7 protein-coding genes are annotated in these 14,343 nt (G+C 71.8%); 1 reads left to right on the forward strand and 6 read right to left on the reverse strand.

Going from position 1 to position 14,343, the window contains the following annotated elements; genetic code table 11:
• The first annotated feature begins 10 nt into the window (after window positions 1–10).
• Window positions 11–1,900, forward strand: a complete 1,890-nt coding sequence (locus tag FOF48_RS28360; RefSeq protein WP_143906550.1) for a hypothetical protein — start codon at window positions 11–13, stop codon at window positions 1,898–1,900.
• Window positions 1,901–1,940: 40 nt separating this feature from the next.
• Here FOF48_RS28360 and FOF48_RS28365 read toward each other — a convergent pair whose 3' ends face one another.
• The 6 genes from FOF48_RS28365 to FOF48_RS28390 form a co-directional block, all read right to left on the reverse strand.
• Window positions 1,941–2,513, reverse strand: coding sequence for a glutathione S-transferase family protein (locus FOF48_RS28365; protein ID WP_143906552.1), 573 nt, complete (start codon window positions 2,511–2,513; stop codon window positions 1,941–1,943).
• An 84-nt stretch (window positions 2,514–2,597) separates the two neighbouring features.
• A complete protein-coding gene (locus FOF48_RS28370; protein ID WP_143906554.1) occupies window positions 2,598–4,085 on the reverse strand; it encodes a serine hydrolase in 1,488 nt (495 codons plus the stop codon).
• Window positions 4,082–6,622: an RND family transporter gene (locus FOF48_RS28375; protein ID WP_161664738.1), complete on the reverse strand. Its 2,541-nt coding sequence runs from the start codon at window positions 6,620–6,622 to the stop codon at window positions 4,082–4,084. Before FOF48_RS28375 ends, FOF48_RS28370 begins: the two co-directional genes overlap by 4 nt.
• 168 nt (window positions 6,623–6,790) lie before the next feature.
• On the reverse strand, window positions 6,791–9,418 hold the full coding sequence (mgtA, locus tag FOF48_RS28380) for a magnesium-translocating P-type ATPase (protein ID WP_143906558.1): 2,628 nt from the start codon (window positions 9,416–9,418) through the stop codon (window positions 6,791–6,793).
• An 84-nt stretch (window positions 9,419–9,502) separates the two neighbouring features.
• Complete coding sequence (locus FOF48_RS28385; protein ID WP_143906560.1) at window positions 9,503–11,449, reverse strand: penicillin-binding transpeptidase domain-containing protein; 1,947 nt, start codon at window positions 11,447–11,449, stop codon at window positions 9,503–9,505.
• A gap of 57 nt (window positions 11,450–11,506) precedes the next feature.
• On the reverse strand, window positions 11,507–14,107 hold the full coding sequence (locus tag FOF48_RS28390) for a right-handed parallel beta-helix repeat-containing protein (protein WP_143906562.1): 2,601 nt from the start codon (window positions 14,105–14,107) through the stop codon (window positions 11,507–11,509).
• Window positions 14,108–14,343 lie beyond the last annotated feature (236 nt).

Genomic DNA, 14,343 nt, shown 5'->3' on the forward strand with positions numbered 1-14,343 from the left:
GTCACCGACCATGCGCGCCCTCTCTTCCGCTCTCCATGCCCTGGTGGCCGCGTCGCTGCTGTCTGGCTGCGGCCCTGAACAGCCGTCCGTCCCCGCCGTCCCCTCCTTCGAAGAGGTTGAACGCGTCTGCGCCGGCGTGCACTGCACCGCGGGCTACTGCACCAGCGCGGGCGGCGTGGCCACGTGCCGCTGCGGGCCGGTGGATGAAGAGGCCGGTTCGGTCTGCGAAGTGGATGAGGAAGGCGACTTCGACGATCTCCCGACCCCTGGCCCCCAGATGCGCAGCCTGCCCGTGGGCCCCGAATCCGGATGGCTGCATCGCGGCGACACCGACCGATTCACCTTCGCCGGGGAGGCCGGCCGCACGTACCGCTTCACCTGCATCCCGGAAGCCTTCCAGTGGTGCGACCTGGCCATCAGTCCCTGGTTTGGCGCTCCGTACGAACCCGCACGGGTGAGCTACGAGGGCCGCGCCACCGTGCTCACCCTCACGCTCTACACCGCGAGCCTGCGCACCGCGGAGCTCGCCGCGTGGCCGGGCGGGTACTCCTTCGACAGGGGTGCGTACACGTTCTCGCTCCTGGAGGTGGAGGACCCGGAGGGCACGCTGGAGCAGCACGCGGCCAGCGTCTCCACGGACGGGACGCCCATCACGGGCCGCATCGACTTCCATGGCGACACGGATGCGTTCGCCTTCACCACGTTGGAGCAACACGTGTACCGGGCGCACTGCACGGGCCCGGAGCTGGTGGCGGACATCCGAGCGGCCGGGGGATGGGGGACGGGCCAGAAGCTCCAACGCGACGAGGATGGCGGCCGCACCGCGGAGGTGAAGCTGCCCGCGGGGTCCTATCTGCTGTGGGTGGGCACCGCCGCGCTCTCGGACACCGCGGACTACCAGTGCACCCTCCAGGACCTGGGAGCGGATGACCACGGAGATGACTCGGCCCACGCCACGCCCCTGGCCACGTTCGACACGGCGCTCACGGGCGTGCTGGGGACTCGCTTCGACCTGGACTGGTTCAGCTTCCCCGCGAAGGCGGGCCACGCGTACAACCTCGCCTGCGACAGCGCCGCGCCGAGCGGCTGTGGCGCCGCCTCCATCCGCTTCCCGGACCGCGAGCTGGGGCAACCCGTTGTCGTCTCGCAGGACGGCCTGCTGCGGGCGTATGTGTACAACACCCCTCGAAAGGAGGCCGGTCCCCATGCCCCGGTCCCTTACACGTTCAAGGTGGTGGACCTGGGCGCGGATCAAGGCACGGGCGTGGCGGATGCGGTCCCCGCGAGTGTCGGCGTCCCCATCCCGGTCTACTTCGCGTCCTTCACGGATCGGGACTACTTCCGCGTGGACGTGGAGGCCGGACACGTCTACCGCCTGGCCTTCGCCCCCCAGGTGTCCTCCGGACTTTTCGGAGCATTCCGACCCGCGGAGCCCGCCACGAACCTGATGCGCGCCTTCTCCGCCACGCAGGGCCTCTTCAAGTCGGATCGCTCGGAGCCCATCGTCTTCCAGGTGGGCCTCGATGTGGTCGTCAACGAAAGCCCCTATGTGCTGAGGATCGACGACCTGGGACCGGATGACCACGGGGACACGCGCGAAGCCGCCACGACCGTCCCCGGCCCCTCCTTGAGGGCCGACGGCGTGCTGGACACGTGGGACGACGTGGACTGGTTCGCGCTGGAGCTGGAGCCGCGCGCCTACGCCGTGCGCAGCCTGCGGGCCAACTCCAACCCCCCGATCTTCACCCTCTTCGAGGCGGATGGAGTGACCCCCGTCCCCGACTCCGGCTCGGGCAACGTGCGGCCTCGCGTCGCGGGGCGGCACTACCTCCGGGTCAACCCCTGGCTCAGCGGCTCGAATGACCGGAGCCCCTACCGCTGGGAGCTGAACCCCCGTTAGCGCTGGCGGCGTGTCGCGGGGCTTCGCCGGGCCGTGAGCCTCAGCCCAGCTTCATGCCCTTGGGACGGGCCATCAGCCGGTCCACGTAGGCATCCAGTACGGGCCGGTCCGTCCGGGCGCCCAGCATGCGCTGGTAGATGAAGATGGAGCCAATCATCACGTCCGCGGCGGTGAACCAGTCGCCGAAGAGATAGGGCCCGTTGCCCAGCTCGCGCTCCATCGCGTCCAGCGCCAGCGGGTACTCCGTCCAGCCGCGCTGCGGGAGCGTCGCGGTCTTCGTCATGTGGTCGGCCGCCGACGGCTCCAGCTGCGACGTCGAGTACACCATCAGCGACAGGTATCGCCCGCGCTCCGGCGCATCGATTGCCGGCGCGAGCCGGGCCTGGGGATAGCGGTCCGCCACGTAGAGACAGAGGGCCGCGTTCTCGAAGACGCGGGTGTCTCCGTCCACCAGCGCGGGCAGCTTTCCGGCGGGGTTGACCTTCAGGAACTCCGGCGTCTTGTGCTCGTGCTTCCGCAGGTCGATGGGGATGATTTCGTACTCGACCCCCGCCTCATCGAGCATCCACTTGGCGATCACCGCCCGGCTCCGCGGATTGAAATAGAGCTTCATCCAGCCACCCCTTGTGAGCAACGCGTTGAACTCCCAGGGCGGAACGCCCCGGGAACGGACCGCATTCGCTCACATCTGGAAGGACTAGGGCGTGGCCTTCGACGCGGGGGCCCCTGACTGGGGCTCCAGCTGTTTGAGGACGGACGCCGCGCCCGCGTTGGTGGGGGTCAGCTCCAGGGCCTTGCGGTAGTTCACCCGCGCCAGGTCCTTGTCGCCGTGGGCCAGGTAGGCCTCCCCCAGGCTGTCGTAGACGTTGCCCTCGGCGGGGAACATCTCCACGTTGAGCTTGAACACCTCGATGGCGTCCGTCATGCGCCCGGAGCGCAGCAGCTTGTACCCCAGGCTGTTGAGCTGCCCCTCGGAGAAGTCATACGCGTCCGGCTTCGTGGCCTTCAGCTCGCGGTACGTCGCGAGGGTCCGCGCGATGGGCACGGTGTCCAGCGTCGCGCTCAGGGCCTCCTGGATGCTCGGACGGGGCGCCCGGGGCGGGAGGCCGTGGAGGACGCTGAACAGCCCGGCCGCCAGCTCCTTCACCTTGTCCCCGCGCGACGTGTTGTCCAGGAGGATGACCACCTCCCGGCCCGCCGCCACGCGGAAGATGCGGGTGCTGAACCCGTTGATGCCGCCGCTGTGCCCGATGGTGGCCAGCTCCGTCTTCCCGTCGTCCAGCTTCAGCGCATCCATCGTCCAGCCGAAGCCGTAGTGCTCCAGGCCCGGCGTGAACATCTTCTGCTTGAGTTCCGCCGGCAGCAGCGTGTCGCCGTAGAGCGCGCGGTCCCAGCGGTACATGTCCTCCACCGTCGAATACAGCGACCCGGCGGCGTAGGGCAGGGACATGTCCAGGTAGGCCGCGTTGACGTAGCCGTCCGGCGTCACTTCATAGCCGCTGGCCCGCTTCGGGAGCACCGTCGCGGACACGTCGAAGCCAGAGTCCTTCATGCCCAGCGGGGTGAAGATGCGCTCCTGCACCGCCTGCGCGTACGTCTTGCCGGTGACGCGCTCGATGATGGCGCCCAGCAGGTAGTAGCCGGAGTTGTTGTAGGCGAACTTCGAGCCGGGCTCGAACTGCAGGTCCCCACTGGCGAACTGCTTCACGAAGTCCGCGACGGCGTAGGGGTTGCGCGACACCTTCGCGAAGAAGTCGGGCGCGGACGTGTAGCTGGGGATGCCGGAGGTGTGGTTGAGCAGGTGGGTGATGGTGACGCGCGAGCCCGTGTCCTTGCGGTAGTCAGGCAGCGCCGAGGACAGCGTGTCGTCGAGCTTCAGCTTCCCCTCCGCGACCAGCTGGAGGATGACCGTCGCGGTGAACTGCTTCGTGATGGAGGCGAGGCGGAACTTCGTGTCCGGCGTGTTGGGCACGTTCCATTCGAAGTTGGCGGAGCCATAGCCCTTCTTCAGGATGACCCCCTTCTCGTCCGCGACCAGCACCGCGCCGTTGAACTGGCGCAGCTGGTGGTACTGCGTCACCAGCCGGTCCAGCGCTTGCTGCCGGTTCGGGGCGCCCGCCAACGCGGGCACGGACAACAGGACGACCGCGGCCACGGACACGAGGCGCAGGGGGCTCCAGGTCATTCAATCTCTCCGCTCATGAGCGGCTCTACGTCCCGGGCGCGCGGCGATTGCCCGGGGGGAGTGGAGGGGACGAAGAAGAACGCGGGCAGCGCGAGCAACCCCGCGGAAAGACAGGCCACCTCGCCCAGGGTCGCCAGCAGGCCGAAGCCCGCGAGGGCCTGGTTGTTGGAGAAGATGAGCGACGCGTAGCCGATGATGGTCGTGGAGGAGCACAGCGCCACCGCGCCCCCCGTATCGTCCATCACCCGGATGAACGACCCCGGGCCCTCCTGCCGGTAGCGCAGCACCAGGTTCGCCGCGTAGTCCACGCCGATGCCGAAGGTGATGGGCAGCACCACGAAGTTGAGGAAGTTGAGCCGCAGCCGCAGCGCCGCGGCCAGCCCAATCAGCCACGCCACGCCCAGGAGCAGGCCCACCAGCACCGCCACGGAATACGCCGGCCGCCGCACCACCACGAGCACCAGCAGCGTCACCGCGGCGAACGCGAGCAGCGTGGCCCGGGGCCCGTCGCGCAGGATGGACTGGTTGATGTCGGAGATGAGCAGCGGACGCCCCGTCGCCAGCGCGTGGCCTCCCGCGTCCTGGATGGCGCCGCGGATGAGCTCCGTCAGCTGGGTGCCGTACGTCGCATCGATGGCGCCCACGCGCTTCGGATAGGCGAACGCGATGCGCCCCACCGTGCCGTCCCGTTCGGTGAGCGGCTGACGAATCGTCGCGGGCAGGTCCTCCCACGTGGGGGGCCTCGCGTCCACGGGCGGCAGGAAGCGGCTGGCTTCATCGCGGTCCGCGGGAGGCAGCCGCGCCACCTTGTCATCCGGCAGCAGCCGGCGCAGCTCTCGCAGCAGCGGCAGCTTCGCCTGGGGATCCTGGGGCATCAGCGTGCTCGCGGTGCGCACCTCGCCCACGGGGGCACCGGTGCCCAGCGCCCGCTGCCGCGCGTCCAGCGCCCCGACGACGCGCTGGAGGTCCGCCGGAGTGTCCGCGACGATGGCGATGGGCGTGAGGTAGGTCTGGAAGACCGCGTCCACCTGCTGGCCCCAGTAGATGGATCCATTCTTCTGGCTGTCGCGGGCGCGGAGCTTGTTGAAGTCCGCCTCCACCAGCGGGCCCCGGTAGGTCGCGATGGCGCCCATCGAGCCCAGGAGCAGCGCCAGCGCGACGCCTCGCACCCACCGCCGGTGTCGCTCGACGAGCCGGGCCAGCGTCTCCGTCAACCGGGCCGCGCCCCGCACGCCGGTGAAGTCCATGGGCCGCTGGCCCTCCAGCGTGACGAGCAGCGGCGGCAGCAGCACATAGGTCGCCGCCCAGCACAGCGCCATCCCCAGCCCGCCAATGATGCCGAACTGGTTGAACCCCCGGAAGCGCGTCACCATCAGCGACAGGTACGCCAACCCCGCGGCGAAGGACGCCACGAAGGTGGGCTCCAGGGTGCGGCTCCAGGCCAGGGGCAGGGCGTCGTCCACGGACAGCCCGTCGCGGCGCTCTTCCAGGTAGCGGGCCATGAAGATGATGGCCGCGTTGATGCCATTGCCCACGACGATGGAGCCCAGGAACGCCGTGTTCGCGTTGAGGTAGCCGATGAGCAGCTTCGCCAGGCCGAACGTGACGGCGCACCCCACGGCCAGCGAGCCGACGAGCGCGGCGATGGCCCGCCACCTCCGGAAGTACAGCCACAGCACCAGCGACACGCCCCCCAGCACCAACATGCCGGACACCACCAGGTCCTGCCGCAGCGACGCCTGCTCCTCCGTCATCGTGGCGACCTCGCCGTCGTAGCCGATGCGCGACGGAGCCCCGGGGAACCCCGCGGACAGGGCCTGGGCCTCCGCCCTCACCCGCTCCAGCAGGGCGTGGTTGAAGGCATACCCGGTGGTGGCCTCCGGCGGCCGGATGAGCAACACCACCCGCTTGCCGTCCGCGCTCTGGAAGTAGCCGTTCTTGAAGCGCTCCACGGACGCGAGCGCCCCTCCGCCCGCCGCGCCCGCCAGCGCGGGGAGGTCCAGCGAGGGAGGCGTGTCGTTGCCCAGCAGGTCCACCACGAAGGGGTTCGCATGGCGCTTCTCCCAATCGAGCCGGGCCCGCACGCGCTGGATGAGCGTCTGGAGCTGTTCGACGGACAGGTAGAAGAGGCCGAAGCGGCGCACGTAATCCAGCTCCGCGTCCGAGCGGTACTCCACCTCGCGCACCAGCGTGGGCGGCAGCGCGCGCACCCGGGCCGCGAAGGCATCCGCGAAGCGCCTCAAGGCGGCGGGGTCGTCCCCCTCCAGCACGACGGACAGGTGGTTGACGTCGTACAGCCGGGGACCGAGGACGCGGGCCGACACCACGCTGGGGGCGGTGGAGGGCAGCAGCTCCTCCACCTCGCTGCGCAGATCGCCGTAGAGGGACACCGTCAGGGCCACGCCCACGACGGACATCAGCGCCGCGATGCCCAGGATGGCACGGCGGTGGCGGACCAGCCCGCTCACGAAGGCGTGCGCGAACTGGTCCCGCGAGGCGCCCCAGCGTCCATCGTGATGCCCGTGATGCCCGTGCACCCTGCCCCCGTTTCCAGCCCCTCGCATGGCGTCGGGGGCCGCTTCCGAGGGCGATAGTCCCTGGTCACCGGCGCGGCCCACCGCCCCGGGAGGCCGCGCGCCCGCTACAGGACACCCGGGCGGGACGGGTGTCCGCCACGCCGCGTTCGGCGGCCCCGCCGGGCCGGGTCACGAGGTGTCGAGGTGCCGGAAGAACCAGCGGTTGAGCCACGCCGCGCAGCCCAGGTAGAGCGCCACCAACACGCCCAGCGACAGCAGCACGGAGGGCGGCGGCCGCACGAAGCCGAAGTAGTGCCCCACGGGCGTGAAGGGCAGCGCGTTGGCCACCAGCACCATGCCCAGCGACGACAGCAGCAGGACGCGTGAAGGGGGCGCGCGTCCCGGTCCGCCCCGGGTGCGGATGATGAAGATGACCAGCACCTGCGTGGTCAGGGACTCCATGAACCAGCTGGTCTGGAAGAGCGGCGCGCCCGCCCGGAAGCCGTGCAGCAGCACCACGAACGTGGCCGCGTCGAAGAGCGAGCTGAGCGTGCCGAACACCGCCATGTAGAGGCGCACGAAGCGCAGGTCCCAGCGCGTGGGCCGCGCCAGCTGAGCCGCGTCCACCGTGTCCAGCGGGATGGCCAGCTCCGACACGTCGTACAGCATGTTGTTGAGGAGGATCTGGATGGGCAGCATGGGCAGGAACGGCAGCGCCAGCGACGCCACGGCCATGCTCAGCATGTTCCCGAAGTTGGAGCTGGTCCCCATCCGGATGTACTTCATGACGTTGCCGAAGGTGCGCCGCCCCTCCAGCACGCCGCTGTGGAGGACGCCCAGCTCCTGGCGCAGCATCAGCAGCGCCGCGGCCTCGCGCGCGACATCCACCGCGCCTTCGACGGAGATGCCCACGTCCGCCTCGTGCAACGACGGCGCGTCGTTGATGCCGTCTCCCAGGTAGCCCACCACGTGGCCGCGCTGCCGCAGCGCGCGCAGGATGCGGCCCTTCTGCGCGGGGGACGCGCGCGCGAAGACGGTGGTGTCCTGCGCCCGGGCGCTCAGGGCCTCGTCGTCCAGCAGCGCCAGCTCCGCGCCGGAGAGCACGCCCCGCACGTCCAGCCCCAGCTGCTGACAGACGTGCACCGCCACCCGCGCGTTGTCCCCGGTCACGACCTTGACGGCGACGCCCTCCCGGGCGAGCGCGTCCAGCGCCGGGCGCGCGCTCTGCTTGGGCGGATCCAGGAAGGTGACGAAGCCCGCGAAGACGAGCCGCGCCTCGTCCTCCAGGGTCAGGGGCTCCGCCCGCGGGGGCTCATCACGCCAGGCGATGCCCAGCACCCGCAGGCCTTCTTCCCCCATGGCGTCCGAGCGGGCCTGCAAGGCCTCGCGCGCCTCCGGGTCCAGCGGGCGCACCGCCCCGTCCGCGTCCTCGCGCGCCTCGCAGAGGCGCAGCAGGGCCTCCGGCGCGCCCTTCACCACCAGCACGCGGCGGGCGCCCCTCTGAAGCAGCACGGACACCCGGCGGCGCTCGAAGTCGAAGGGCAGCTCGTCCTGCTTGTCCCAGCCCTCCGTGCACTCCAGCCGCTGGTCGAGGATGGCCGCGTCCATGGGGCTGCGCAGGCCCGTCGCGAAGTGGCTGTTGAGGAAGGCCCAGCCCCGGACGCGGGGGCTGGGGTGGCCGGCGGCGTCCTCGGCGCGCTCCATCCGGATCCGCGCCTCCGTGAGCGTGCCCGTCTTGTCGGTGCACAGGACATCCATGCAGCCCAGGTCGTGCACCGCGCTCAAGCGCTTGACGATGACGCCCTGCCCCGCGAGCCGCAGGGCGCCGCGCGCGAGCGTCACCGACACGACCATGGGCAGCAGCTCCGGCGTCAGGCCCACCGCCAGCGCCACCGCGAAGAGGAAGGACTCCAGCAGCGGGCGCTCCAGGACCAGGTTCACCAGGAGCACGAACAGGACCATCAGGACCGTCAGCCGCATCAGCATCACGGAGAAGCGGCGCGTGTCCCGAGCGAAGGCGGTGGAGGCCACGGGCTCTTCCAGCCCGCGGGCGATGCTCCCCACCTCCGTGCGGCCCCCGGTGGCGAAGACGAGCGCGCGGGCCGTGCCTCCCAGCACCGACGTGCCGGCGAAGACGGTGTTGCCCACCTCGGCGAGCGGCGCGTCCGCGGCGGCCAGCCCCGTCGCCTTCTCCATGGGATAGGGCTCGCCGGTGAGCAGCGCTTCATTGACGGACAGCTCCCGCGACTCCAGCAGGCGCGCGTCCGCGGGGACCAGGCTGCCGGCCGCGAGCAGGACCACGTCCCCGGGGACCAGCTCCACGGCGGGCCGCTCCTGGTCCTCTCCATCCCGCAGCACGCGGGCGCGAAGGGCCACGGCGCTCCTGAGGCGCTCCGCCGCGTTGTTGGCGCGGTGCTCCTGGACGAAGTCCAGCGTCACGCTGATCAACACGATGACGGCGATGATGGCGGAGCTGGTCAGGTCATGGACGACGGCGGACACGCCGCAGGCCACCAGCAGCACGAGCACCAGCGGGTTGCCCAGCCGCTGCAACAACTCCAGGGCCAGCGGATGGCGGCGCCGCGCCTCCGCGGTGTTCGCGCCCAGGGAGTCGAGGCGCTCGCGCGCCGCATCCTCCGACAGGCCCTGGGGCGTGGTGCCCAGCCGCTCACACAGCGCCTCCGCCGGCTCGCTCCAGGCAGGGGGCCCCGTGGACTTCCCCGCCGGCTTCGGTGACGGTCTCCGCTGTTTGCCGCCACGGCGCGTGGGAAGCACCCCGGCGCGAGCGGCCCGGCCGCTCAGGGATTCACCGGCCATCCCCTGAAGCTGGGCCGCGCCCGCTGGGATGGCCACCCGGCGGGGCGTGGGAGGAGCGTGGGGCTCGGAGGGCCGCCTCCGTGGCTAGACATCGCCCCCGCGGATGGAGCGCACCGCCACCGCGTCGAGTGCCTGGAGGAAGCGAAGCGCGAGCGGGACAGCGACGCGGCCGCCAACGCCACCGCCCTCCACGACCACCGCGAAGCCCACGCCGCCGCGCACGCCGATGAACCAGGCGTGGGTCTCGGGCGGCGCCGCGGTGCCGTACTCGGCGGTCCCCGTCTTGCCCAGGAGGCCGGGGATGCTCGCGGCGGACTTCGCCGTTCCTTCCGTCACCACCGCGCGCATCAGGCCGCGGAGCGGCTCGGCTGTCCCCGGACTCAACCGCGCCTCGGGGCCCGCCTCCGCGTCCGCCAGCAGGCGCGGCGCGCGCCAGACGCCCGAGTCCACCGCCGCCGCGACCGTGGCCATGTGCAGCGGCGTGGCCAGCACGCGGCCCTGTCCCATGGAGGCCGCCGCGCGCTCGGCGTCGTCTCGGGGCGCGGGGAAGGTGGCGCCCGGCGAGGGCAGTCCCACGTCGTAGGCCACCCCGAAGCCGAAGCGCCGGGCCGCGTCCTCCAGGGCCCCCGGCGCCAACCGCGCGGAGAGCTGGATGAAGGCCGTGTTGCACGACAGCGCGAACACGCGCCGCAGCGTCGTGGTGCCCAGGACCTCGGACTCGAAGTTGCGGAAGCGCTTGCGCCCGGCCGTCACCTCCACCGGGCAGTCGGCGCGGGAGTCCGGCTTCAAGCCGCTCGCGAGCAGGGCCTCGGCGGTCACGACCTTGAACGTGGAGCCCGGCGGGTAGCGCCCCGTCAGCGCCCGGTGCAGCGCCTCCCCGAGCGGCCGGCTGGCCACCGCCAGCACCTCGCCCGTCCCCGCGTCCACCGCGACCAGCGCGGCGGGCCGGGCGATGTCCGCGAGCGCCGCCTCCGCCGCCGCCTGCACGTCCATGCGCAACGTGGTGCGCACGGGCCGCCCCGGCTCGCCATCGAAGCGGTGCAGCACGTCGCTGTCGCCCGAGCGGCGCAGGAGCCGCACCTCGCCCGAGGGCCGGCCAGCCAGCGTCCGCTCCTGTGCGCGCTCCAGGCCCGACAGCCCCACGACATCCCCCGGCTGATAGAGCGGGCCCAGCGCCTGAAGCGCCTCCGCCGTCACCTCGCCCACCCGTCCCAGCGTGTGCGCGGCGAAGCCCTCCGAGGGGGTGAGGCGCGCGGTCTTCTTGCGGAAGAAGATGCCGGGCACCGGCGCGAGCGCGGCGCGCACCTGCTGGTAGCGCTCCGGCCGCACGTCGATGAACGCGAGGAACTGCTCAGGCTGCGCGCTCGCGGCGTTCAGCGCGGCGAGCACCTTGGTGGGCTCCACGCCCAGCTGGGCCTGGAGCGCGGTGGCCACGGCGGCGCGGTCCTTCACCCGGCCCGGCAGCACGCCGACGCGGATGACCTCTCCCGGCACGGTGAGCGGCGTCCCCCGAGCGTCGAGCAGCGCTTCGCGAGGCCCCCAGGTCCTCAGCCGGGCGAAGCGGTCTCCCGGCCGTGCGTCGGGGTGGAACACCTGGGGCGTCCAGCGCAGGCCCCAGCGCTTTCCCCGGCGCTCGAAGCGCAGCCGGGACGCCACCTCCCACTCCCCCAGTCCCCGCAGCGTGTGCACGCCGCGAAACACCACCACCGCCGTGGTGCCATCGTCGGCTTCCAGCTCGGGCGGTGCGAAGCGGGAGGCCACCACGCCCAGGTCCTGTCTCCAGCGCGCGTGCTGCGCGTCGAAGTCCGCGGGCGCGTCGAGGAGCCCCTGGCGCTGGGCCGCGAGGTCATTGCGCGCCCAGGCCTCCAGGTACTGGCGGGCCAGGTCCTCCGGCCCTCCGGGCACGGCGGGCCGGGTGGCTCGCGGAAGACACGCGGGAGACAACAGCAGGAGGCAGAGCCCCACCCAGGAAATGACCGCCCGTCCGTACACGCGCCCCGTGTACCGCGCCGTCACCGCCGACGCGAGCATCCGTCCTCCCCCGGACCAGCGGTCGCGCCGCGCGCACGCGGAGCGCGGGCGCCTGGATCAACGCACCGTCTGGTCCTGCGTCGTGTTCACGCCGTCGCCCGTCGCCGTGACCGTCAGCACGCCCGCCGCGCTGGCCCGGAGGTAGAAGATGCCCTCGCGCTGCGTGTTCTTGAGGACGACCTCCGTGACCGGCGCATCCGAGCAATCCGGCCGCAGGTGGAAGGTCGCCCCCGCGTCCGACGCGGCCAGCGCCACCGCGGGCACCGACAGCGTGGCCAGGTTGCCCACCAGGTCCCAGCCCTGCACCACCAGCGCCTCCGAGCACGTCCCCGCCTCCAGCGTCCGCGCGGGCGTGGCGAAGCCCACCCTTCGCTCCTCCCCCTGCGTCGTCACGTCCACGGCGAGGGCGTTGTCTGGATACACGGCGGGGTCGTAGCCATCACCGCTGATGCGATTGCGGCTGATGAGGTTCGCGGTCCCATTGTCGGAGACAGCGGCCTGATAGTTGTTCGTCAGGGCCTCCTTGCTCAGCTCGTTCGCGAGCACCGCGATGTTCTGGGAGCTGGCGGGCGGGCTGAAGTCGTCGCCTTCCGCCTGCAAGAGGCTGACGCCGACATCGTTCTCCGTCAGCGTGTTCTGCTGGATGAGCAGGTCGTGGCACAGCGCCCGTCCCGCGCCGTAGTAGGAGCCGCCCAGCACCAGGATGCCGGAGCTGTAGTCGCTCTCGAGCAGGTACGCATTGCCCTTCACCGCGTTGCCCACCACGCGCCCGGACACCCCATACGCCAGCTGGATGCCGATGCGCGCGATGCGGTCCGTCGGGCCCAGCCCGTCGATGAGGTTGTCCTCCACCGTCACGTCCACCGGGCCCAGCACCACCACGCCCGCCTTCTGGTAGCCGGTCAGCCGGTTGCCCCGGATGATCACCGTCACGGGCGCGGCCCCCGGCGCGGTGTTGCGCACGTCGATGGCGAAGCCCTCCTGGCACCCGCCGACGTTGCCCGCCTGGTGCAGGTCCTCCACCACGGCGCCCTCGATGGTGCCGCTCGCGCCCTCCAGCAGGATGCCGCGCAGCCGGTCCGCGTCCGCGTCGCACACATCCGACAGGTTCCGCGCCGTCACGGTCAGGTCGAGCACATTCGCGACCGTGCCCCGGTTGCGCAGCACCGCGCCCTTGTAGTGGTCCCCTGCCCCGTCCTCCGATGCCGTCAGCGTGTGCGCCGCCCCGTTGAACGTGAGGCCATCCGGGATGAACACCGTGCCCTGCGTCACGCAGTCCTCGCGCAGCGTCACCTGTCCTGGCGACAGCGTGGTGGCGCACGCCGTCTCCAGCGCGCCGCAGCGACGGCCGAGCCACTCCACCGGGAAGGACTGGCGCGTGCTCGCGCCCGAGGCATTCGTCACCACCAACTCCACCGCGGGCGTCACCCCGGCGGGCACGCAGGACACCTCCGTCCAGTCCACCGTGCTCCCCGTGCCGCTCGTCACCGCCGTGCCGACCGCGCCCACGTTCGACGTCCAGCGGTACGTCAGCGACTCGCTCCGAGGATCCGTCGTCGTGACGGTGAACAGCACGCGGTCGCCTGAGATCGCGCTCGGGGCGGACTGGACGGCGGTCTCGACCACCGGGGGCGCGGACGCGCGCACGCACAGGTGCACGACCTGCTCGGTGCTTCCGCCGAAGCCGTCCTTCACTTCACCCATCAACTGACAGGCGCACGCCGGAGGTTCCGCCGTCGGGGTGAAGACGGGCAGGGCCAGGGTGCGGTCATCGAAGCGTCCCTCGCACGTCGCGCTCCAGGCGTACGTCAGCACGTCCAGGGGACCGTCCTCGTCCGTCGCCGTCGCCGACACCTGGACCTGTGTGTTCAGGCCCACTGGCTGGGGCTGGCCAATCGCGGCGGGCACGGGCGAGCGGTTGAAGCGCGTGTCCGTCAACGCCGCGTCCCCTCGCACGGTGCCCACGGCGACGCGGAACTGGAGCGTGGACCGGGCACCGCGCGCATCCGTGACCCGCACCTCCACGAGCGCGCCGTCCCGCGCCTCCGAGCCGTCTCCTGCATCCGCGGGCCGGAGCGCCGTCCAGGTGCACGCGGCCTCCTCGCACTCGAGCGTCCCCGAGGACGCGCTCCAGGCGTAGGTGAGCGCATCGCCGTCCAGGTCACGGGCCTGCGCTTGAAACGCCACGGTCTCGCCCAACGCCACGCGGGCCTTGGAGCCGATGACCGCGTGGATGAGCGGCGCATGGTTGGACAGGCCCGCCATGCCGGACTCCGGCTGGGGCACCACGACCACCAGCGCCTCACCGTACAAGGGCAGCTTCACCTTCGCGTCCAGGCGCGCCGTGGCCACGACCTCACCGGAGGCATCCACGGCGTCCACGCGCAGCCCGACCTCTTCCCCGGGGGCCTCCGGCTTCACGACGGCCGACCACGCGCGCCCCCCCTCCGGATCCAACGTCAGCGACGTCGCCTCGGTGGCGCCCGAGGCGTGCGTCACCGTGGACGTCACCCGGCTGGCCCCCACCGTCCGGGGCAGCTCGACCACCAGCCGAGCACCGCCCGACGGCGCGACGGAGAACTCGGGCTCCTCCTCCACGCAGCCCAGCGAAGACAGCAGCAGCGCTCCGACCAGGTGCACCAGGTGGATTCGTTTCATGGTCTGGGTGTCCTTGGGGCAGACGGGCGAGGCGGGAACGATATCGGGTCGTTCCCGGACGTCCAATCCACCGGGAGCGCACTCCCGGCACGACCCTGGCCATGGAAGTTTCCGCTCGGCGCAGCACCGCTCGGCCCACCGCGCTATCCGGGCAGTCACCCGCTCGTGGTCGCCGTCGAACTCCGGCGGCCTCGTGCACGCCTCGCTCGGTCGCCTTGATGCCCTGCCCAATGTGG

This window comes from Corallococcus sp. Z5C101001 (assembly GCF_007352635.1).
Taxonomy (GTDB): domain Bacteria; phylum Myxococcota; class Myxococcia; order Myxococcales; family Myxococcaceae; genus Corallococcus; species Corallococcus silvisoli.